21 protein-coding genes and 1 pseudogene are annotated in these 21,293 nt (G+C 67.0%); 11 read left to right on the top strand and 11 right to left on the bottom strand.

Annotation, left to right across the window (positions count from 1 at the left end; all coding sequences use genetic code 11):
• Positions 1 to 8 precede the first annotated feature (8 nt).
• The 3 genes from CVA01_RS11570 to CVA01_RS11560 form a co-directional block, all read right to left on the bottom strand.
• On the bottom strand, positions 9 to 812 hold the full coding sequence (locus CVA01_RS11570; protein WP_141330894.1) for a hydroxymethylpyrimidine/phosphomethylpyrimidine kinase: 804 nt from the start codon (positions 810 to 812) through the stop codon (positions 9 to 11).
• A gap of 202 nt (positions 813 to 1,014) precedes the next feature.
• Positions 1,015 to 1,479 (bottom strand): META domain-containing protein, encoded by a 465-nt coding sequence (locus tag CVA01_RS11565; protein ID WP_141330892.1) that lies wholly within the window; start codon positions 1,477 to 1,479, stop codon positions 1,015 to 1,017.
• 142 nt (positions 1,480 to 1,621) lie between these two features.
• The gene (locus tag CVA01_RS11560; RefSeq protein WP_141330890.1) at positions 1,622 to 2,905 is read right to left on the bottom strand and encodes a pyridoxal phosphate-dependent aminotransferase; all 1,284 of its coding nucleotides are present in this window, start codon (positions 2,903 to 2,905) and stop codon (positions 1,622 to 1,624) included.
• On the opposite strand from CVA01_RS11560, the gene CVA01_RS11555 reads away from it, so the two are divergent.
• Entirely contained in the window at positions 2,904 to 4,352 is a 1,449-nt protein-coding gene (locus tag CVA01_RS11555; protein WP_141330888.1) for an aminotransferase-like domain-containing protein, read from the top strand. The genes CVA01_RS11560 and CVA01_RS11555 overlap by 2 nt on opposite strands.
• Here CVA01_RS11555 and CVA01_RS11550 read toward each other — a convergent pair.
• The 3 genes from CVA01_RS11550 to CVA01_RS11540 are packed head-to-tail and all read right to left on the bottom strand — an operon-like array spanning position 4,333 to position 7,515.
• The gene (locus CVA01_RS11550; protein WP_141330886.1) at positions 4,333 to 5,157 is read right to left on the bottom strand and encodes a Cof-type HAD-IIB family hydrolase; all 825 of its coding nucleotides are present in this window, start codon (positions 5,155 to 5,157) and stop codon (positions 4,333 to 4,335) included. The genes CVA01_RS11555 and CVA01_RS11550 overlap by 20 nt on opposite strands.
• On the bottom strand, positions 5,154 to 5,708 hold the full coding sequence (locus tag CVA01_RS11545) for an META domain-containing protein (RefSeq protein WP_141330884.1): 555 nt from the start codon (positions 5,706 to 5,708) through the stop codon (positions 5,154 to 5,156). Before CVA01_RS11545 ends, CVA01_RS11550 begins: the two co-directional genes overlap by 4 nt.
• Positions 5,709 to 5,754: 46 nt before the next feature.
• Entirely contained in the window at positions 5,755 to 7,515 is a 1,761-nt protein-coding gene (locus CVA01_RS11540) for a penicillin-binding transpeptidase domain-containing protein (RefSeq protein WP_141330882.1), read from the bottom strand.
• A gap of 110 nt (positions 7,516 to 7,625) precedes the next feature.
• Here CVA01_RS11540 and CVA01_RS11535 point away from each other — a divergent pair, with 110 nt between their 5' ends.
• From CVA01_RS11535 to CVA01_RS11515, 5 genes are read left to right on the top strand one after another with little or no spacing between them, the layout of a single operon-like run.
• The gene (locus tag CVA01_RS11535; protein WP_141330880.1) at positions 7,626 to 8,684 is read left to right on the top strand and encodes an alpha/beta fold hydrolase; all 1,059 of its coding nucleotides are present in this window, start codon (positions 7,626 to 7,628) and stop codon (positions 8,682 to 8,684) included.
• A gap of 11 nt (positions 8,685 to 8,695) precedes the next feature.
• Positions 8,696 to 9,571 (top strand): class I SAM-dependent methyltransferase, encoded by an 876-nt coding sequence (locus CVA01_RS11530; protein WP_014009873.1) that lies wholly within the window; start codon positions 8,696 to 8,698, stop codon positions 9,569 to 9,571.
• A 44-nt stretch (positions 9,572 to 9,615) separates the two neighbouring features.
• Positions 9,616 to 10,452 carry a thioesterase family protein gene (locus CVA01_RS11525; RefSeq protein ID WP_014009874.1) on the top strand — a complete coding sequence of 279 codons (837 nt, stop codon included), beginning with the start codon at positions 9,616 to 9,618 and terminating at the stop codon, positions 10,450 to 10,452.
• 55 nt (positions 10,453 to 10,507) lie between these two features.
• Positions 10,508 to 11,266 carry a glycoside hydrolase family 25 protein gene (locus tag CVA01_RS11520; protein WP_141330878.1) on the top strand — a complete coding sequence of 253 codons (759 nt, stop codon included), beginning with the start codon at positions 10,508 to 10,510 and terminating at the stop codon, positions 11,264 to 11,266.
• Positions 11,267 to 11,314: 48 nt separating this feature from the next.
• Complete coding sequence (locus CVA01_RS11515; protein ID WP_014009876.1) at positions 11,315 to 11,914, top strand: hypothetical protein; 600 nt, start codon at positions 11,315 to 11,317, stop codon at positions 11,912 to 11,914.
• On the opposite strand, the gene CVA01_RS11510 is transcribed toward CVA01_RS11515, so the two are convergent.
• Positions 11,872 to 13,062, bottom strand: coding sequence for an ATP-binding protein (locus CVA01_RS11510; RefSeq protein ID WP_244938278.1), 1,191 nt, complete (start codon positions 13,060 to 13,062; stop codon positions 11,872 to 11,874). The two genes, CVA01_RS11515 and CVA01_RS11510, sit on opposite strands and share 43 nt — an antisense overlap.
• 209 nt (positions 13,063 to 13,271) lie before the next feature.
• Here CVA01_RS11510 and CVA01_RS11505 point away from each other — a divergent pair, with 209 nt between their 5' ends.
• Positions 13,272 to 14,264 carry an isopenicillin N synthase family dioxygenase gene (locus tag CVA01_RS11505; RefSeq protein WP_141330876.1) on the top strand — a complete coding sequence of 331 codons (993 nt, stop codon included), beginning with the start codon at positions 13,272 to 13,274 and terminating at the stop codon, positions 14,262 to 14,264.
• 18 nt (positions 14,265 to 14,282) lie between these two features.
• A complete protein-coding gene (ligD, locus tag CVA01_RS11500) occupies positions 14,283 to 15,611 on the top strand; it encodes a non-homologous end-joining DNA ligase (RefSeq protein ID WP_014009879.1) in 1,329 nt (442 codons plus the stop codon).
• Between the two features lie 6 nt (positions 15,612 to 15,617).
• Here the strand turns inward: ligD and CVA01_RS11495 are convergent, their stop codons facing one another.
• The gene (locus tag CVA01_RS11495) at positions 15,618 to 15,923 is read right to left on the bottom strand and encodes a thiamine-binding protein (protein WP_073884729.1); all 306 of its coding nucleotides are present in this window, start codon (positions 15,921 to 15,923) and stop codon (positions 15,618 to 15,620) included.
• A gap of 15 nt (positions 15,924 to 15,938) precedes the next feature.
• Entirely contained in the window at positions 15,939 to 17,069 is a 1,131-nt protein-coding gene (locus CVA01_RS11490) for an aminotransferase class V-fold PLP-dependent enzyme (RefSeq protein ID WP_141330874.1), read from the bottom strand.
• Positions 17,070 to 17,086: 17 nt separating this feature from the next.
• Between CVA01_RS11490 and CVA01_RS11485 the strand changes: the two genes are divergently transcribed.
• Positions 17,087 to 17,440 carry a DUF952 domain-containing protein gene (locus tag CVA01_RS11485; protein WP_141330872.1) on the top strand — a complete coding sequence of 118 codons (354 nt, stop codon included), beginning with the start codon at positions 17,087 to 17,089 and terminating at the stop codon, positions 17,438 to 17,440.
• A 154-nt stretch (positions 17,441 to 17,594) separates the two neighbouring features.
• A complete protein-coding gene (locus tag CVA01_RS11480) occupies positions 17,595 to 19,037 on the top strand; it encodes a bifunctional phosphatase PAP2/diacylglycerol kinase family protein (protein WP_052302595.1) in 1,443 nt (480 codons plus the stop codon).
• A 154-nt stretch (positions 19,038 to 19,191) separates the two neighbouring features.
• Here the strand turns inward: CVA01_RS11480 and CVA01_RS11475 are convergent, their stop codons facing one another.
• Positions 19,192 to 20,070: a DUF4062 domain-containing protein gene (locus CVA01_RS11475; RefSeq protein WP_014009884.1), complete on the bottom strand. Its 879-nt coding sequence runs from the start codon at positions 20,068 to 20,070 to the stop codon at positions 19,192 to 19,194.
• 142 nt (positions 20,071 to 20,212) lie between these two features.
• On the bottom strand, positions 20,213 to 20,617 hold the full coding sequence (locus CVA01_RS11470) for a hypothetical protein (RefSeq protein WP_141330870.1): 405 nt from the start codon (positions 20,615 to 20,617) through the stop codon (positions 20,213 to 20,215).
• Positions 20,618 to 20,774: 157 nt separating this feature from the next.
• Here CVA01_RS11470 and CVA01_RS11465 point away from each other — a divergent pair.
• Positions 20,775 to 21,293: pseudogene (locus CVA01_RS11465) on the top strand (hypothetical protein); the annotation flags it as partial.

Below are 21,293 nucleotides of genomic sequence, written 5' to 3'. Positions count from 1 at the left end.
GGAAGGAACTACGCGCCCTGCCAGACGGTGTCGAACGGGGTGTTCGCGGTGACACGGTGCTCGATGCCGCGGGTGACGAGGTCCTTGGCGACGTGTACCGCAGTGGCGACATCATTGCCCTTGGCCAGCTCCGCGGTGAGTGCGGCGGCGACGGTGCAGCCGGCACCGGAGACGCGCTGCTCGCCGACCTTCGGCACGGCGAAGCGGGTGATCTCGTGGCCGTCCCAGAGAACATCCACGGCGTCCTCGCCCGGAAGCTCGACGCCCCCCTTGGCCAGCACGTAGGGGACTTTCTCACCGATACGCTTCGCGGCCTCCTCGAGATCCTCGACGGTCTCGATGTGTTCCATGCCGGACAGGCTCTGGGACTCGAAGACGTTCGGGGTGACGACGGTGGCGAGCGGGAGGATCTTCTCCTTGAGGGCGTTGTCGGTGTCCAGCGCCGCGCCGGGCTCCTGGCCCTTGCAGATCAGCACCGGGTCGAGGACCAGGTTCTCCCAGGAGCGTTCCGCGAGCTTTTCGGCGACGATCTCGATGGTGGCAGGGGTTCCCAGCATGCCGACCTTGGCGGTCTTCATGTTCTCGACCGGGTGGGTGGCCAGGGCGGCCTCGAACTGCTCGGCGATGAGCTCCGGGTCGACCGGATGGAAACGGTGACCCCAGCCGTTGTTCGGATCGAAGGCGACGATGCAGGACAGTGCGCCGACGCCGTAGACCCCGAGCTGCTGGAAGGTCTTCAGATCGACCTGGATGCCGGCACCGCCGGTGGCTTCAGAACCGGCGATGACGAATGCGATGGGGGGATTAGACATAGGCCAATCGTAAATGACGCCGGGGGTCCGGGGGTGATCCGCCACACCTGGGATGCCAGGTAGGTCACGTCCGGTTCGCCTGTGCTCGAGGGTGCCCGCGCACCGGAGAATAAACAGGGTATACAGGATAAACCGCCGTGACCTGCAGTGACGGCAGGCCATGGCGATCATGGTCGATCAGTGGGTGACCGGGACCGGGTGTCTAGGCCGGACGCAGCAGTCCGATGATCTGGCCGTCCTGGCCGCGGACGACCATGACCACGCCGTAGTGGTCGATGGTCTTGACTCCGCCGAGCCACTGGTTGTCGCAGGCGATCATCGTCGAGATGAACGGGTTGACGTGGGCAGTGCGGATACCGTTGCCGGTGACGGTGTAGGTCGAGCCGATGCCGTTGCAGCCGTCGGTGCCGGAGACCCGTCCGTTATGGAAGGTCAGTTCACCGTTACCTGCCGGATTGAGGTCGACCCAGCGTCCCGCGAACTGCAGGCTCGGCAGCGAGGACAGCGACCCTTCTGCGAGCGACGGGGTGGCGTCCGGCAGAGCGGGGGCGGCCGTGGCGGCGGGGACTCCGGCGAGGCCCACTGCGGCGACGACCGCGGCCGTGCCGGTGAGGACCCTACGGGTCAGTCGGGGATGTCGGGTGGTGTGTGTCGCGGTGTGTGTCATTGTTCCTGCCACTCCTCGTGGCGGTCGGAGACAGTTGACGCCGGTCACGGGATGCCGGTGTGATCGGCGTCTCAATAACTACCATCGCGTTCGCCCGGCCAATCGTTAGCGCCTGGCATATTTCGGTCGGAGGAGTCCACCGTCACTGCCGGTAGGACGCCAGGAAGTTCCCCATCCGTTCCATTGCCGTGCCCAGCACCTTCTCCTCCGGCAGCAGCACAATGCGCAGATGGTCCGGGGTGGGCCAGTTGAAGCCGGTGCCGTGGACCAGCAGGATGTGCTCGCGCTCCAGCAGGTCCATGACCAGCTGTTCGTCATTGCGGATCTGGTGGACCTCCGGATCCAGGCGCGGGAAGGCGTACAGTGCCCCGCGGGGCGTCACGCAGCTCACCCCGTTCATCGCGTTGAGTGAGGACGCCACGACGTCCCGACTGCGGCACAGTCGACCACCGGGGGCGGTCAGTCCACCGATCGACAGGTCGGCGTCCTCCCTGGAAGCGGCACCGCCTAACGCTGCGACGACCGCCTGCTGTCCCGGCACGTTCGCACACAACCGGGTGGAAGCCATGAGATTGAGCCCGTGGAGGAAGTCCTCGGCATGGTCCGTCGGCCCGGTCACCACCAGCCATCCGGCGCGGTAGCCGGCCAACCGGCTCGACTTCGACAGACCGGAGTAGCTCAGCGTCAGGAGGTCAGGGGCGACGGTGGCCAGGGGAGTGTGGGTGACGCCGTCGTAGGTGATGACGTCGTAGATCTCGTCGACAAGCAGGGTCAGGGAGTGGCGCCGGGCGATGTCGGCGATACCGCGCAGGAGATGCGGCGGGTAGACCGCGCCGGTGGGGTTGTTCGGGTTGATCACCACGATCGCCGTGGTCCGGTCGGTGATCCGGGCCTCCATGTCGGCGAGATCGGGGTTCCAGTTGTCGGACTCGTCGCACCGGTAGTGCACCGCGTTACCGCCGGCCAGGGTGACCATTGCGGTCCACAGCGGGTAGTCGGGGGCGGGGACAAGAATCTCGTCGCCGGTGTCCACGAGTGCCTGGCAGGTCATGGTGATCAGCTCGGAGACCCCGTTGCCGAGGAACACCCGGTCGCGGTCGAGCTCCGGGAAGTCCGGGACGGCGGCGTAGCGGGAGATGACGGCCTCCACCGCCTCCGGTAGCCCGTGGGAGTCCGAGTAGCCGTGGGAGACGTCGAGGGTGCGTGCCATGCGCTCCACGATCGACGGAGGAGCGGTGAACCCGAACGGCTGCGGGTTGCCGATGTTGAGCTTGAGGATCTCGGTGCCCTCGCGTTCCAGGGCTGCGGCACGGTCGGCGACCGGGCCGCGGATCTCGTAGAGGACATTGCGGAGTTTCGAGGACCGCCGTACCGGGCCCAGTAGCGGTTTCGCACTGTTCACGGTAGCGCTATCATGGTTTCTCATGTCTGACAGTAGCAGTTCCCGACTGGCCGCAGAACTGCGCACCTGGATCGCCGGACGTGCCCCGGGGACCCGGCTACCCTCCACCCGGACCCTGGCGAAAGAACACGGGCTCGGTCCGGTGACCGTGCAGGAGGCCCTGCGCTCGCTCACCGCCGACGGCCTCGTCGAGACCCGCCCGGGGGTCGGCACCTTCATCGCCACGGCGTCGGAGACCCGGCGCGTCCGCCCGACGGACTTCTCCTGGCAGGTCGGCGCGCTGGGGGAGAGGGCCGGACGGATACCCGGTGAGTCCCGGTCCACGCCTGCCTCCGGTGTGCTGCGCCCCACCCCGGTGGACGCCGTCGCACTGCACAACGGGTACCCGGGAAGGGACCTCCTGCCAGAGAAGGCGGTCCGGCAGGCCCTGGGGCGGGCTGCCCGGTCGGATGCGGCCGTGACGGCCGCACCGCGGGCCGGCCTGCAGGAACTGCGGCACTGGTTCGCCCAGGACCTGGCCACGCAGACCCCTCCTGGTGTCACACCGGTCACCGCTACGGATGTCACCGTGCTGCCCGGTACACAGTCGGGGCTCTCTGCGATCTTCCGGGCGGTCACCGGGCCGGGAGAGCCGGTGGTCCTGGAATCCCCGACCTACTGGGGTGCGGTGCTCGCCGGCCCGCAGACGGGCGTCCGGATGGTCCCGCTGGCCACGGGCCCGGACGGCCCTGACCCGACTGAGCTTGACCGCGTCCTCGCCCGGACCGGGGCACGACTGTTCTACGCCCAACCACGGTTCACCAACCCGACCGGTGCGGTGTGGTCCCCGGAGACCCGGAGCCGCATCCTCGAGGTCGTCGCACGCCACGGTGCCTTCCTTGTCGAGGATGACTGGGCGAAGGACTTCGCGATCGACGGTGTGGCGGCGTCCCTGCCACCGATGGCCGCCGGTGACGATTCGGGCCGGGTGATCTACCTGCGGTCCCTGTCGAAGTCACTGTCCCCGGCGCTGCGGGTCGGCGCGGTCATCGCCCGTGGTCCGGTGCGCGAGCGGATCCTCGGCAATGTCGGTGCCTCGTCGATGTACGTCTCCCCGCTGCTCCAGGCCGCCGCCCTCGACGTCCTCGGGACACCGGCCTGGCGCAGTCACCTCAGGACACTGCCCGACCGGCTCGCGCACCGGCGGGACCTGCTGGTCACCGCGGTGAGGATGCACCTTCCCGAGGCAGAACTGACCGCCGTGCCGACCGGTGGCCTCAACCTGTGGCTGCGACTGCCGGACGCGACGGACCTCGACCGGCTCGTCGCCGACTGCGAGGCCAGAGATGTGGTCATCGCCGGTGGCGACGACCTCTTCCCGAGCGAGCCGACCGGCCGGTTCCTGCGGCTGAATTTCGCCGGCCCGGAACCCGGCCGCTACGGCGAGGCTGTGCGGATCCTCGGGGAGGTACTCAGAGCAGGGCTTCAATGACGAGGGCGACCCCGTCTTCGTCATTGGAGGAGGTGAGTTCGTCGGCGACATCTTTCACCGCGTCTTCGGCATTGGCGACAGCGACCCCGTGACCGGCCCAGGTGAGCATTTCCCTGTCGTTGAGCCCGTCGCCGAAGGCGAGGACCTCGGAACGCTCCACGCCCAGTCGGGTGCACAACTGCGCCAGTCCGGAGGCCTTGGACACGCCCGCGGCCATGACCTCGACGAACGGCGCACCGGACAGGGTCATCTCGAACAGTCGGTTGTCCAGTTCACCGGCGTCCACCAGACCACGGGTGATCCTGTAGAGCTCCGGGCTGCCGAGTGTCTCGTGCCGGAAGACCAGTTTCAGCGCGGACGCTCCTGTGACGACCTCGAGGGGCTCACTGTGCATCGCCGCGGGGTCGCGCTTGTGGTCGGAGAAGGTCGCCAGGTCGGCGTATCCGTTCTGGGCGACGAAGCGCTCCCCGGCGTCCCGGACCGCGGCGTAGCGCACCCCCGGCACAGCGGCGTCGAGCACGGTGACGAACCGGGCGATGACCTCGGCCGGGACCTCGTCGGAGAAGAGCAGTTCACGGGTGGTCAGATGCACGCCGAAAGCGCCGTTGCTGCACAATGCCCACTGGTCGAAGCCGAGGACCGGCTGCAGGTGCCGAAGACCCACCGGGTTTCGGGCGGTCGCGGGGACGACGTGGATCCCGGCGGACGCCGCGGCGTCCAACGCCTCCAGGGTTCGCGGACTCACCCCGCCGGCGCTGTCCAGCAGGGTGCGGTCCAGGTCGGTGGCGATGAGACGGACACTCACGCGGGCACCGCGGGGATCAGTTCACCGAGTTCGGTGCCGCCCTCATTGGTCACCGAGAGGTGGTCGCCCTCATGTCGCACCTCGTGCATCGACACAATCCACGGGCTCCACGGGCCGGTGCAGGCCATCATGGTCGTGGGGAAGGGCTCCACGGTGGCCACCGACCCCTTACCGCCGGACCCGGAGTCCAATGTCCAGGTCGACTGGAAGTTGTTGCAGCCGTCGGTACCGGTCAGGGAGCCGTCGTCGGCGAAGTTGATGATGGCGCCGCCGTCCGGGTCACGCCAGGAGCCGGTGTAGGCGTCCCCGGTGCCGGGGATGATCCGGATGTCGGGATGTCCGGGCATGGTCATGGGGTCCTCCGTGGTGTCGTCGCCGGGTTCGTCTGTATCGGACTCCGCCGGAGTTGTGGGTGCCGCGGACGTCTCCGGGGCCGCCGAGGTCGATGAGGGCACCGACGTATCTGCTGCGTCGTCGTCTGAGTCGCTGCAGGCGGCGAGGGACACTGCCAGTGCAACGGCGGGCAGCGCGGTAAGGACGCGTCTGTTCATGCCTCTACTCTGCCATGTCCCGGAACCGGCCCGATTCTCCCCGGCTCTACTGCGCGGTGACCTCTGACAGGGCCTCGTCGCGCAGGAACTCACCGGACAGGTTCACGGCCGGGGTGGAGGAGTCCGCCCCTTCGATGAAGGTGCAGAAGGCCACGTCGCCGACCACGCCGACGAACCAGCCGTGAGCGGCGCCACCGTCGACCTCGGCGGTGCCGGTCTTGCCGCCGAGCCCCGGAATGTCGCTGAGCTGGGACGCCGTGCCTGATTCCACGGTCTCCCGCATCATCGACCGCAGGGACTCGACCACCGCAGGATCCATCGGCTCCGGGGACTGGTCGGCTTCCGTCCTCTCACCGGTGACCAGTGACGGGGTGACCATTTTTCCGCCGTTGGCGACCGAGGCCTCCATGAGCGCCAGACCGAACGGGGACGCGACGACCTCGCCCTGTCCGATGGCGGACTCCACCCGGGCGGCCCCCTGGTCGGTGGTCGGCACCGAGCCGGTGACCGAGGTCATCCCCGGGGCGTTGAAGTCCACGCCGAGGCCGTACTGTGCCGCGGTGTTCTTCAGGTCGTCGGGCTCCAGGTCACGGGAGATCAGCGCCTGGGTGGTGTTGCAGGACTGTGCGAAGGCGGTGTGCAGCGGCACATCGCCGAGTTCGAAGTCATGGTCGTTGGGGATGGTGCGCCCGTCGACATCCACACTCGCCGGGCAGGAGACCGTGTCATCGGCGTGCACGGTGCCCCGGGCCAGGGCGGCCGAGGTGGTGACCGTCTTGAAGGTCGATCCGGGCGGGAAGAGCCCGGTGAGCGCCGGGGTGCCCTCGGCGGAGGCTGCGTCATTCTGGGCGGCGGCGAGGACTCCGCCCGTGGAGACCGACATGGCGACGATGGAGGCCGGCTGCTCCTCCCCGTCGAGCACCCTGTTCGCTGCTGCCTGCACGCCCAGGTCCATGGTGGTGTGGACCGGATCGACGTGCTCGGCGTCCTTCTGGCCGAGGACAGTACCCGGGTTGCCGTCGGCGTCGGTGGTCGCGAGGGTCCAGCCGGCGGTGTCGTCGAGCCTCCCGTTCCAGTAGTCGGTGAGGCCACCGTCGAGCGGGGAGGAGGACGCGGTCGCCGGCAGCAGTCGACCGTCCTCGCGGGTAGAGACACCGGGGAGGTCCGATACGGCATCCTTCACCGTGTCCCAGTCCTCGGCGCGCAGGGAGAACAGGGCGACCTCGCCGTCGGCGTCGGTGATCTGCGCCTCGGCGTCGGCGGTGTCGAAGTCGGGGATCACGGGGCGCACGGCGTCTGCCACGGCATTGAGGTCGGCGTCGGCAGTGGCGGTGACCACGGTGACCGGCGTCCAGGTCAGCTGGGGATCGTTGCGGCGGTCGAGGATCTGCAGGCCGTAGTTCCGGTCGTCGGAGTAGGTCAGCGTCGACTCCGGGGTGAGGTCGTCGGAGAACAGTGCCGGGTCCCAGGTGACCTTGTCGCTGTCGCCGGTGGACAGGGTGCCGGTGGAGGTCACCTCCTCACCGTCCGGGACGGTCCAGGTGGCGGTGGTGGAGCCGTCGTCACTGTCGAGGTGGAGGGTCGTCTCGCCGATGGATTCCTCCATACCGGTCAACCAGGCTTCGGCTGCCTCCGGGTTGGTGGTGTCGGAGGCGGCGTCCGCCCAGTTCCCCTCGTTGACCGCGGAGAGGAACTTGTCGGTCGGGGAATCCGTCCACGGCATCGAGCAGCCGGAGAGGGTCACCGCGGAGACCGTGAGAACGGCGGCTGCGGCGAGGGAGGCGGGGGACCGGGTCAGCAGAGACATGCGTCCAGGCTACGGATGACAGTGGCGCCCGGCAGGCTTCCCGTGTACTTTCGTCGGCAACATTGTGAGGCCAGTCACAGTTACTCTCCGACCGGAAGGACCCCCACTTCATGCTGCGCAACGACTTCTACACCGCCGAGGCCCAGGGCCCGTACGAGACCGCCTCCATCGGGCGCCTGGAGCTGGAGGACGGGGGAGTGATCGAGGACTGTTGGCTGGCCTACGCCACCGCCGGTGAGCTCAACGCGGACAAGTCGAACGCCATCCTCATCCCCACCTGGTACTCCGGCACCCACGGCACCTGGTTCCAGCACTACATCGGGGAAGGCCACGCACTTGACCCGTCGAAGTATTTCATCATCAGTGCGAACCAGATCGGCAACGGGATGTCGGTCTCCCCGGCCAACACGGAGGACGCCTCGATCGCGATGTCGAAGTTTCCCGACGTGCGCATCGGCGATGACGTCGTCGCCCAGGAACGCCTGCTGCGCGAGAAATTCGGCATCGAGAGGCTCTTCGCCGTCGTCGGCGGGTCCATGGGTGCCCAGCAGACCTATGAGTGGATCGTCCGCTTCCCAGACAAGGTGCAGCGGGCCGCGCCGATCGCCGGCACCGCGAAGAACACACCCCATGACTTCATCTTCACCGAGACCCTCAACGAGACGGTGAGGGCGGATCCTGGTTTCAACGGCGGCGAGTACTCCTCGCATACCGAGGTCGCCGACGGGCTGCGTCGTCAGTCCCACCTGTGGGCCACGATGGGCTTCTCGACGGAGTGGTGGAAGCAGGAGGCGTGGAAGGGCCTCGGGCTGGGGTCGGCGGAGTCTGCCCTGGCTGACTTCCTGGATCCGCTGTTCATGTCCATGGACCCCAATACGCTGCTCAACAACGCGTGGAAGTGGCAGCGCGGCGACGTCTCCCGGCACACCGACGGCGACCTCGCCGCCGCCCTGGGCCGGGTCACGGCGATCACCTACGTCATGCCGATCAGCGAGGACATGTTCTTCCCGGTGCGTGACTGTGCCGCGGAACAGTCGCTGATCCCCGGCAGTGAGCTGCGCGTCATCGACGACATCGCCGGGCACCTCAGCCTGTTCAACCTTTCTCCCACCTACATGGAACAGGTGGACGCCGCCCTCGGTGATCTCTTCGGCAGGGAGACGTCGTAGAGTCTGGTGCTGTGAAAAGTCCCGTCGAGAACGCCGCCCCGGAATCCGCCGAGAAGTACACCCACGGCCACGGTGACGCCGTGCTGGGCAACCACGCGCGGCGCACCGCCACCGACTCCCTGGCTTTCGCCCTGCCGTACCTCACGGCCGGGTCCAGGGTTCTCGACGTGGGCTGCGGTCCGGGATCGATCACCCTGGACCTTGCGGCGATGATCGCCGGACTCGGTGGTGCGGCGTCCCAGGTCACCGGTGTGGAGAACACGCCGGTGCCGCTGGAGGCCGCCTGCGCTGCGGCTGAGGCCCGCGGGATCGGTGCGCAGTTCCTGCCCGGGGACGTCTACCGGTTGCCGTTCGAGGACGCCTCCTTCGATGTCGTGGTCGCCCACCAGGTCTTCCAGCACCTCACCGACCCTGTCGTCGCGCTGCAGGAGTGCCTGCGCGTCACCGCGCCGGGCGGCGTGGTTGCGCTGCGGGACGCCGACTATGCCGCGATGTCCTACCACCCGGCCCCGCTGGGTCTGCGGGAGTGGACGCACCGCTACCGGGCGATGGCACAGGCCAACGGGGCGGAACCGGATGCCGGACGCCATCTCGTCGGTTGGGCACTGTCCGCCGGTTGTCCCATCGAGGATCTCACCTACTCGACGTCCACCTGGGTCTGGTCGAACGCCCCCGGTGGTCGACCGACCGCGGACCTCGCCGACAGCTGGCGTGCCCGGGTCAACGAGGAGCGTTTCCGCGACCAGCTCGCCGGCGTCCTGGGTACCTGGGACGCCGATGCGGTCGAGGCTGCCGCCGGCCGGATCTGCCACGGCTGGCGTGAGTGGGCCGATGATCCGGCGGCGATCTTCCTCATGCTGCACGGAGAGCTGCTGATCCGTCGCTGAGGTTCCGGCACGCGTCGGGCCGCGGAGCTCTACGATGGGGCATCGTGAGCGAAAACTTGAATCAGCATTCGACCTTCAGCGATGTCAGTGCGGTGACCCCGATCGACGACAACCGCTGGACCGCGGACATCCACCCGGGCTGGACCATCCTGGGCAACCCCAACGGCGGATACCTGCAGGCCACGATGGTCAACGCGGCGTCGGACCTGGTCGCCGGGGAGCATCCGCATCCGGTCGCGGTGTCCACCCACTTTCTCCGTGCGCCCCGGCCCGGGACCGTCGCAATGGAGGCGGAACTGCTCCGTGCAGGCCGGACGACCACCCAGGTCCGATGCCGGATGAGTCAGGGTGGGAAGGTGACCGGAGAGACCACGGTGACCTTCGGATCCCTGGCATCGGCCGCTGACCTCGGCCAGTCGGGGACCTGGAACTCCGCCGGACTTCCGCCGGCCCCGCACCCGGTCGAGGGATGCGCGACGTACCCGGCGGCAGGGGAGCAGCCTCCCGTCGAGATCTACCGGCACGTCGGCCTCCGTCCGGAACCCGGACAACCGATGTTCACCACGGGAGAAGGCCGCGGGGTCGGGGTAGCCCGGGCCTGGGTCACACTGCCTGGTGGGGAGGACTTCACCCCGGAGTCCCTTCTGCTGGCGGCGGACGTGCTGCCTCCGGCGACCATGGACATCCGGCCGGCCGGTTGGGTGCCGACCATCGAGCTGACCACCTATGTGCGGGCACTTCCGGCTCCAGGCCCGGTGAATGTCCTGCTCACCGCCAACTTGATCCTCGGCGACCGGGTCGACGAGACGGCGACGGTGTGGGACTCGACCGGCGCGGTCGTGGCGCAGTCCCACCAACTGGCCGGGATCCGCTTCGCCTGATCCGCCTGACCGAAAATGGTCACGAATCGATAACGACTTATGTCAGGGTCGCGCCATGCGCACCCCTACCACAGTCATCCTCTCCCTCGCGGTGGCAGCCGCCGCCGTCCTCGCCGCCCCGTCCGCCTCCGCCGACAGCTCAGCGTCCGGCTCCGGACCCGCAGGTTCCCTGTCCCCGGACAGTGCCGTCGACGGTATCGACGTCTCGAGCCACCAGCACAACGTGGCCCCGGTGTCGGACTGGATCCAGGCACGGTCAGCCGGTACCGATTTCGCCTACGTCAAGGCGACCGAGGGCACCGACTACGTCAACCCGAACTGGCTGGGCGACATCAACCTGGCCCGACTCACCGGGATCCGCGGTGGCAACTACCACTTCGCCCGCCCCTCCGACGCCCCCGGCGACGCAGTCGCGCAGGCGAACGTCTTCGCCACCGCCACCATAGGCTCGCCGGCACCGACCCTCGCGCCGGTCCTGGATATCGAAGACAGTGGCGGTCTGTCCCCGGAGCAGCTCCAGTCCTGGGTCCGTGACTTCCTCAACACCCTCAAGCTGCGGACCGGACGGGACGCGGTGATCTACACCTACCCGAACTTCTGGAAGTCGGAGATGGGGAACACCGCCGCGTTCGCCGATCACCCGCTGTGGATCGCCGACTACAACGGTGGCGACTCCCCGGACGTCCCGGGTGGTTGGAAGACGTGGACGATCTGGCAGACCACCTCCACCGGGAACGTCCCTGGTGTTGAGGGGCCGGTGGACCGCAACGTCTTCAACGGGAACGCTCAGGGGCTGGACAGGCTGCTCGGGTAAACTCATGGTTCGACCAGATCCGCGACCCGATGGAGAGCGACAGTTCCGATGAGTAACCAGTACCCGTACGGCAACGACGGTTACGATGACCAGACCCGTCAGTACCGCCGTGAGGACTACGGGCAGCCCCCGTACCGCCAGAGCGGTCAGCAGGGTCAGCAGAACTACCAGCAGTACCAGCAGCCGCAGTACCAGTCGCAGCAGTACCAGGACTCCTACGAGGACAAGGGGCCGTCGTTGCTGGCGGGCAAGTTCGAGGCGAAGAAGGTCTCGGTCAACCTCGTGCTGCTCGGCGTCCTGTCCGCGATCGTCACCTTCGCGGTGGTGCTCATCGTCGACCAGCTCATCGCCGTGGTCAGCGACACGGTGGCCCAGGGGCCGGGTGCCGCGGTGATCCACGGGGTGGTTGCGGGCATCCTCGGCGTCCTCGCCGGTCTGCTCTACATTCCCGTCTCCGGAACCGGTAACGAGGGGCTGTTCAATGCGGCGATCGTCGCGCTGACCGTCGCCGCCGCCGTGTTCTACGTCATTTTCGGTGGCCTGCTGGACAAGGACTGGTCGACGCTGCTGTCCCTCGCCGCGATTCTCTGCGCGGGCATCACGGCCTACGCTGCCCCGTCGCGGATCGAGACCGCCAGGGTGCGGTAGGGGGGAACCCGGGAGAGGGGGAGGACTGCCGGAGGGGATCGGTCTTCGGCGTGATCGCGGAGGTATGCGGCGAGGTAGGGGACCTCGATATCCACGAGACCGTGGCCGGCAGGGGAGATCAGACCACGGTCGATGAGCCGCCGACGGTAGGTGGAGGCCTGATTTGCGGCGATTCCCATGCGCCCGGCGATTGCTCCGGTCGGCGCCGGAGTCCCGAGGAGGGCGACCGACCGGAGGAACTCCAGCTCGCGTTCCGGGATCTCCCGGAGGGCAGGGGCATGGACCTGGAGCCCCATTCTCTCTCTCGTGAACGGCAGCGCCGCAGCGACATCTTCCGTCGTGATGCGACCCCCGGTACTGAATGTCCAGCTCACCGAGCCCAGGAGCTGGATCAGGTAGGCGTAGCCGTGGCAGTAGTCCGTGGCGGCGGTCAGTGCGTCCTCGGTGAACGGCCGTCCACCGTCATCCGCGGTCTTGCGCAGGGCGTCAGCAACCTCCGCATCGCGCAGCGTGCCCAGCTGTACCGCGCAGGCACGGCGGAGGAACGTGGTGCCGGGGTGATCGAGCAGTGCGGAGATCTCGTAGGGAAGGCCGGCGACGGACATGGCCACCGGGAGGCCATCACGGACAAGATTCTGGATGGCGTCGGTCAGGCGGTGGAGATCGGCCGGCCGTGCGGCATGGATCTCGTCGACGGTGATGAACAGTCCGCTGTCCCTGTCATCAAGCGTGGTGACCAGGGAGTGGAGGAGGGTGCGCAGGGACTCCCGGACGGGAAATGCGCTCTCGGCCTGGGTCGTGACTGAGCCGATACCGGCGACTGATCCGCCGGTCACGATACGTCGGGTCTTCTTTCCGGTGATGTCGCGGAGGAGTGCGGGGATATCTGTCGCCACGAGATCATCCACCATGTCGTGGGACGACGTCACCCTGAGCACCGTCCAGCCGCGGTACCGGGCCTCCTCCTCCAGCAGGTTGAGAAGGACGGTCTTCCCTGACCCTCGCGGTCCGCTGACCAGTGTGAAACCGTAGGGTGACCCGGGTCCTTCGAGGAGTGCGAGTCCGACGTTCATGGTCACGAGCTCACGGCCGACAACGACGGTGGGGGTGATCCCGAAGCTCGGTCGGAACGGATTTCGGGGAGCCATGGGAGCCTCCTGGAGTTCGGCGCGCCTGTACGATCTGTACGACATCATTTCCGCTGTGCGATTTGTACGATTCGTACGATATGACGGGACTTGTACGATTTGTACGATATCCCGGTGATCAGGGGTGCCGCGGTGGGGGAGGTCTGGATTCTGCGGGGAACCTGAGTAGTATGACCTGCGTCCACGCCCGTGAAAAAAGGTAAGTCTACATGTCGGCAACTCCCGATATTCCGCTCATTGATGTCGCTGTCTGGCGCACCGGGGATGCTTCCCGGCGCGTGGCCCTGGCCATGCGCCTGGACCAGGCGATGCAGGATTCCGGTTTCTTCATGGTGACCGGCCACGGCATCGATCCCGAGCTCTCCGCCCGGGTCCGCGCGACGGCGAAGGAGTTCTTCCACCTGCCCGACGAGGTCAAGGAGCAGTACCGGACCCCGGTCGGCGGACGCGGCTGGATCCGCAAGGGAGACGAGGCCAACGCCTACTACGGCGAGGAGATCGACCCGGAGAAGGCGGACCTCAAGGAGACGCTCACCTTCGGCCGCGACTTCCGTACCGGGGACGCCGAGATCGACGCGGAGTACTTCAAGGACAATGTCTACCCGGCAGAGGTTCCCGAGCTCCGGGAGCTGGTCCTGACCTGGATCGACCAGGCCCGTGCCCTCTATGTCGACCTGCTGGAGATGCTCGCCACCGCGCTCGGCCTCGATGAACAGTACTTCGTCGAGCGGGCCTCGAAGTCCCCCAACACCTTCAACATCAACCGGTACCCGGCCCTGTCGGTCGTCGGGCAGGCCCGCCAGGGTCAGTACCGCATCGCCCCGCACACCGACTGGGGCCTGGTGACCATCCTCGACCGGCAACCCGGCTACGGCGGACTCGAGGTCCAGACCCTCGACGGTGAGTGGGCGACCGCCCCCTTCGTCGAGGGCGCGATGACGATCAACATCGCCGATCTGCTGGCCCGCTGGACCGGTGACCGGTGGCGTTCGACAAAGCACCGCGTCCTCGCACCACCGCAGGAGGCACCGTCCGAGGAGTTGTACAGCATCATCTGCTTCTGCGAGCCGGACATGGACCAGATCGTCGAGCCTTTCGCGCCGCCGGTCGGTGGTGGCGTCCACTATGAGCCGGTCCGTGCCGCCGACTACTTCACCGAGCGTAATGACGCCGCGACGGTGGGGGCGGACGTCGCCGGCTGACCGTGCCACCATGGGGGCATGGCTGATACCGACACCACGAACACCACAGACACCGTCGATGTCGCCGGCCGCACCGTCCGGTTCACCCACCCGGACAAGGTGATGTACCCGGCGACCGGGACGACCAAGCACGACCTGCTGGATTACGCGCGGGCCGTCGCCCCGTGGTTCACCGCCCACGCCCATGACCGGCCTGCCACCCGCAAACGCTGGGTGGACGGGGCCGGCACGGCAGCAGACCCGGGGGAGTCCTTCTTCGAACGTAACCTGCGCGACGGCACGCCGGAGTGGGTGAGGACGCGTGAATTCGTGCATGAGTCCCGCACGGTCACGTACCCGCTGGTCAATGACGCCGCCACACTGGTCTGGCTGATGCAGCTGGATGCCCTGGAGATCCATACCCCGCAGTGGCGTTACGGACCGCGCGGCGGGATCCACGGACCAGACCGGGCCGTCTTCGACCTGGATCCGGGGAAGGACGCCACCCTGGCCGACTGTGCCGAGGTAGCGCACCTGGTCAAGGAGAAGCTGGATACCCGTGACCTGGTCTCCGTCCCGGTGACCACCGGGAGCCGCGGTATCCATGTCTATGCGGGGCTGGCCGGTGACCACCGACCGTCCGTGGTCCGGGACCTGGTCCATTCCATCGCCGATGAGATCGCGCAGGAGCATCCCGACCTGGTGACCTCGACGATGTCCAGGGAGAAGCGACAGGGGAAGGTACTCATCGACTGGAGCCAGAATGACGGCGTGAAGTGCACCTGCGCGCCCTATTCCCTGCGCGGCCGGTCGCAGCCGACGGTCGCGGCACCGCGGTACTGGGAGGAGATCGACGCGGACGTCCGCCAGCTCGGCTACCGGCAGATCATGGAGCGGCTGCTCACTGACGGTGACCCCATGGCGTCGCTGCTCGGTCCGGACGACAGTGGTCCCGCCTTCGTCATCCAGGAACATGACGCCACCAGCCTGCACCAGGACTTCCGGCTGGAGCATGACGGCGTCCTCGTCTCCTGGGCACTGCCGAAGGGCGTGCCGGAGACGACGGAGCAGGACCGTCTCGCGGTGCAGACCCCGGACCACCCGCTGGAGTACGCGTCCTTCGAAGGACGCATCGGGGAGGGGAAACCTGGTGCGGGCACCGTGACAATCCGGGACGCCGGCAGCTACGTCCTGCACTCGTGGGACGAGGACAAGATCGTCGTGACGCTGCACGGGCGCCGGGGGCGTCGGGGCCGCCGGGGACACGGCAACCGGCTCCTCGGTGGGGAGCCGCAGAAGTTCGCCCTGATCAGGACGGAGATGGAGGGTAACCCGGACAACTGGCTGATGCACCGGATGACGGAGTGATGTCCGTCAGTCCCCGTCGATCGCGGCGTTGAGCCGCTCGACCTTTCCGGTGATCTCCCCGCTGCGTCCGGGCCGGAGATCGCCCTTGAGTACCAGGGAGACCCTGGGGGAGACCTCGGCGACGGCCTCGCAGGCCCGTTTGATCACGGGCATGACCTCATCCCATTCACCCTCGACGGTGGTGAACATCGACGAGGTTTCCTGGGGCAGGCCGGAGTCGCGGATGACCTCCACGGCCCGGGCGACGATGTGGGACATCGAGCCGTCCGGTTCCGCGGTCGTGGACGGGGCTATGGAGAAGGCGAAGAGCATGCCCCGAGGCTCCTCCTACAGGCCGAGCTTGTCCAGCCCGGCGCGCAGACGCTCGACAGTGCCGTCGACGTCCTGCAGCTTGTCCAGGCCGAACAGGCCCAGGCGGAAGGTGGAGAAGTCCTCGCGCTCACCGCACTGCAGCGGCACGCCGGAGGCGACCTGGATTCCGGCCTCCTTGAACTTCGCGCCGGACTTCACCGCGGGATCGTCGGTGTAGGCGACGATCACGGACGGGGCGGCGATGCCCTCTGCGGCGATCGGGGTGATGCCACGGGAGGTCAGCAGTTCGGTGACCTTCGCGCCGAGCTCGATCTGGGCGGCGCGGAGCTTCTCCAGGCCGATCTCGCGGGCCTCGACCATGAGCTCGGCATTGTGTGCGAGCGAGTCGGTCGGCATGGTGGCATGGTACGGGGTGGTGCCCTCGACGTAGGACTCGGCGATGGTCAGCCACTTCTTCAGGTCGATGGCGAAGCTGGTGGAGGTGGTCTCCTCGACAGCCTTCCGGCCTGCCTCGCTGAGCATGATGTAACCGGCACACGGGGTGCCGGACCAGCCCTTCTGCGGGGCGCTGACCAGCACGTCGACACCGGTGTCGGTCATGGAGACCCAGGAGGCGCCGGAGGCGACACAGTCGAGGACGAACAGGGCCCCGACCTCGTGGGCGGCCTCGCCGAGGGCGCGGAGGTAGTCGTCGGGCAGCTGGATACCGGCGGCGGTCTCCACGTGCGGGGCGATGACGACCTGCGGCTTCTGCTCACGGATCGTGGCGGTGACCTCGTCGATCGGGGCGGGGGACCAGGGGGAGGTGGTGGCGTCCTCGGCCTGGCTTGCGGTCAGCACCGTGACATCGTCGGTGATCTTCCCGGCGTCGATGATCTGGGACCAGCGGAAGGAGAACAGACCGTTGCGCACGATGAGGGTCTTCCGGCCGGTCACGAGCTGCCGGGCGACGGCCTCCATGCCGTAGGAACCGCCACCGGGGACGATGGCGACAGCTGAGGCGTCGTAGGCGCCCTTGAGCACGGAGATGATGTCCTGCATGACGCCGACGAAACGCTTCGACATGTGGTTCAGGGACCGGTCGGTGAAGACGACGGAGTACTCCAGCAGACCGTCCGGATCAATGTCAGTGTGGGGAAGTGTCATGGGTAACATTTTGGCACATGACCATCTACCACATTGCCGCAAGGTCCTCCTGGGACGCCGCTGTCGCCGACGGTGAATACCGGGTGTCCACCCTCGAGCAGTCCCTCGACGAGGTGGGGTTCATCCACGCCTCCTTCGCCGACCAGATCGCGGGAACTGCAGACCGGTTCTACCGCCCGGCGGCCGAGGCAGGCGTCCGGTTGTGCGTCCTGGTCATCGACGAGGACTCCGTGCGCGCCGCCGGGACCGAGATCCGCGAGGAGGCGGCGAACGGGCAGCGGTTCCCGCACATCTACGGGCCGCTGGCGACCGACTGCGTCACCGAGGTTCGCGAGGCCGCGTTCGGTGCGGACGGCGCATTCCGTTACTGACCACACATCACTTCGACCTGCGGTAACGCCGGAGCATCCACCAGGTAGTCTGGGATGGTCGGTAGTCAGCTGCAGGTGGACGGAGAGTGCGTCAATGAGTAGTCGTGTCAGGGGTCGGATCGGGGGCCGGTTCAGGCGGACCGCGGTGGGCGAGATGCTCTCAGGCGTCGTGCGGATGGACCGGGACGTGTTCGACGCGGTCGCCGAAGCGGAGAATCCACGCCTGGACGCCTTCCTGCCCAGGCTCACCGGTGCCGCCAACTACTCGAAGCTGTGGATCGGGATCGCCGGTGCCATGGCACTCACCGGCAACCCCCGGATCCAAAGGGCCGCGATGCGTGGAGTGGTCAGCGTGGCGAGTACCAGTCTCATCGCCAACCAGGTGGCGAAGCGCTGGTGGCGGCGGCAGCGACCGGGGCACGGGTCGGTGTCGGTGGCGCGTCAGGTCCGCCGGTACCCGAAGTCGAGTTCCTTCCCCTCGGGTCACTCCGCCAGCGCCGCAGCCTTCGCGTCCGGTGTGGCGGTGGAGGCCCCGGGGATCGGAGCAGGGGTAGGTGCCCTGGCAGGTCTCGTCGGTTTCTCCCGGGTGTACACCGGAGCGCACTATCCCGGCGATGTGCTGGCAGGATTCGGCCTCGGTGCGCTGATCACCGCGATCGGAGCGAAAATTGTGCCGCCGCCGGTGGTGCCGGACATCTCCGGGGTTGAGACGCATATTGTCGATGCGCCGGCGCGTCCTGAAGGTGAAGGACTGGTCCTTGTCGTGAACCCGGCCTCGGGCGGTGGGACAGGGGAGAGGGTCCTCAAGGAGGTCGAGAAGGCACTTCCGGCCGCCGAAATCGTCACCCTCGGGCCGGACGATGACGTCGAACTGGTCCTGGAGGACGCCGCATCCCGGGCTGAGGTGCTCGGCATCGCCGGTGGCGACGGCACCGTGGCCGCAGCCGCGGGTGTCGCCCGTGCCGCGGGCAAGCCGCTGGCGGTGTTCCCGGGTGGGACATTCAATCATTTCGCAAAGCAAATTGACTGCGCGACAGTTGACCGGACCATCGCCGCGGTGAAGGCGGGGACGGTGGAGAAAGTCGATGTCGTCACGCTCAACGGTGGGACCACACTGCTGAACACCGCGAGTATCGGTGTCTACCCGCGGTTCGTGGAGATTCGCGAGAAGTACGAGGGGAAGACCGGTAAGACAGTGGCCGCGGTCATCGCCGCCTGGCGGGTGCTCAAGGAGGAGAATGCCGTCGAGATCAGGTACGACGGCAAGACCCTGAAGACCTCGCTGTTCTTTCTCGGCAACTCCCTGTATCGGCCGTCGGGGTTCGCTCCGGTCGACCGGGCGACGATCGAGGACGGCCTGCTCGATGTGCGGATGCTGGAGACCGGTCGTCGGTTCTCGCGGCTTCGCACCGTGGTGGCGCTGCTGACCGGAAACTTGGGGCGCAGTCCGCTGTACCACGAGCTGCATCGCCCGGAGTTCCGCTGCGAGATCCTCAGCGAGCCCACCGAGGTCGCCTATGACGGTGAGGTCGGGGACAAGGTCTCGGAACTGGACTTCGTCGCACACTACCGGGTGCTGTCGGTCTACCGGCCCTGAGGCTGTCCTGTCTCAGTCTAACTGACACTTTTCTCACTCATTCTGACACTATCGACCTGGGGGTTTGCCGCTGCCCGGCGTCAATACCAGCCTCTGGCGTCTCAGTTGATCTGACAGTTCCGTAACCGCGCCAATGTCCAGTTCTGCGCAGCGACTACCTGGAGCGGACCTCGGTGGTGAACTTGGCGTTCTTGTCCTCCCCTCCCTCCGTCCACGCTGCGGCGATCTCGACCGTTCCACTGCTAAGGGGGATTACGATCCAGCTTCGGGTGGAGTGTGCTTCCAGGGTGAACGGAGTGGTGGGAAGGTCGCCGTCGTGGACCCTGCAGCCGTCGAGCCCGGTCACCGTGAAGGTCAGATCCTCAGCGGGCACGGACCCTGTGTTCTCGACTACCAGTCGGTTGCTGGTGGTCTTGTATTTTTGCTTGCCTCGCTTGTCCACTCCGTCAGGTTTCTCGGTGTGTTCGTGATGCCACGCAAGCTGAGCTCCCGAGAGTGTAATCGTCCGGGAATGTGCAGAAACATCCCATCCCGCTTCGTCAATGTCATGCTGGAGCGCCCGAACTACCTGACCTGCAAGGTCCTGGGGATCGTTATAGTCCCCGAGCAGTCCGCTGTCTTGAAGACCTTGCCTGAAGTCTCGCAGTGCCACCTGCTGGTCGAGGTCGGCTTCGCGGGGAACGTCCTCGTTCGAGAAGTACACGTGCACGGGTTTTCCTAAGGCATGCGCCCTCTGGATCTCTTCTGCGGTACCCGAGACACTGACACCCGTGTCTGTGCCGAGCCGACTGTCGAAGAATGCGACCACCACGTCAGCGCGGTCAACGGCCTGTGAGTTGATGATCGCCTGGGGCCGGTCGCCGAGGGTAGGCACGGCGGAATGCTCGTACAGCCAAGGAAGTAGAGCAACCCCCATGCGTCGTCCGCTGTTGATGTTCCAGTTGTTGATTGCCTCGCGGACGCTGGCGCGTTCTTGCTGTGTGTCACCCGGGGAGGCGATGAGGACCAGTACTCCGGTCAGTTGAAGTGTCATGCCGTCATCGTAGTGGTGCGACGGACGCGGATCGTCGCTGAGCGACGGAGGCGTCTACCGCGCGGTTCCGGCAGAGAGCTCTACAGCGAAGTATTGCTCCACCACGGGCGGGTGCTGGGGTTTGTCACCTCTGCGTTGTCGATCATGGTCGTCGGCCGCGCCCGGCCAACTCGTCGAACCGGGCCTCCCACTGGTCACGCAGCGGGGTGGGCAGGGCCAGCCGTGGCCGGGCGTCGATCAGGGTCTGCCGTTTCAGGAGGTGGAGGTCGCCGGCGTCCCGGGCGCGGTTGAGGATGACCTTGTAGAGCGCGTCGATGTACCGCGGGGCCCACAGGTCAATCTCGCCCAGACGCTGGTTCTCGTCGAACTGGTCCAGGTGGTCTGGCAGGGTGAGGACGCCAGCTGTGGGGATTTCTGTCCAGACCGTGCAGAGTATAAGGGATCTTTGAGAAGCGTCAGTCGACCAGGCATCGCTTGTGAAGCCATACTCGCACCGCCGCTCCCAGGACGTGAGCCGGGGCGTCGGTGTGGCGGTCGTGGCGAACATACAGCGCACACCACCCCCACTCTTGTCGACTGAGCGAAAACATGGTTCACTCAACGATAGTGTCCCAACACTTGCACAGCCTTTCAAAATATTCCGCTGACGTGGCTTTTGGTACACCTGACGTTTCTCCCCATGCACTCACCACCAAGAGGAATCAATGCGACACAAAGTACTCAGACCGCTGCTCGCGGATGTCCTCGCCCTCGGACTGAGCTCAACACTGACCCCGACTTCGGCGGCGCAACCCAGCATCACCACCGGGCCCGACGACTCGGCCTCCGCGCGGGCCAACGCTGAACAAGAGGCGATCGACAACGCTGCCGAAGCCGCCGCAACCCCCGCTCCCGGTCGAGAAGACCTCGAACCCGCCGAGCCCGGCTTCGATGACAACACGATCGACAACGATGCCGGGGCCGACTGGCACGCCACCACTGACCCCGAGGCAACGATCACCCCCGGTCAGATGCGCTCAGACACCGAGGACATTCCCGGCGGATTCACCAAAGAAGAAGCAGACCGCGCCGAGGTCCAGGAAGCCGCCGAACAGCAGGCCCAACAAGACCGCGCTACCAACCCGCTGGCACGCGCACTCGCGGCAGAACCAGTCAACTGCACCACCTACTGGCCCAGCCCCTACAAGGTCTGCGGAGCAATCCGCGAAAAGTATGACGCCATC

Origin of the sequence: Corynebacterium variabile (assembly GCF_006539825.1) — a bacterium.
GTDB classification, from domain to species: Bacteria; Actinomycetota; Actinomycetes; order Mycobacteriales; family Mycobacteriaceae; genus Corynebacterium; species Corynebacterium variabile.
Note: the sequence above shows the minus strand (reverse complement) of the source record. Positions and strands in the feature narration are given on the sequence as shown.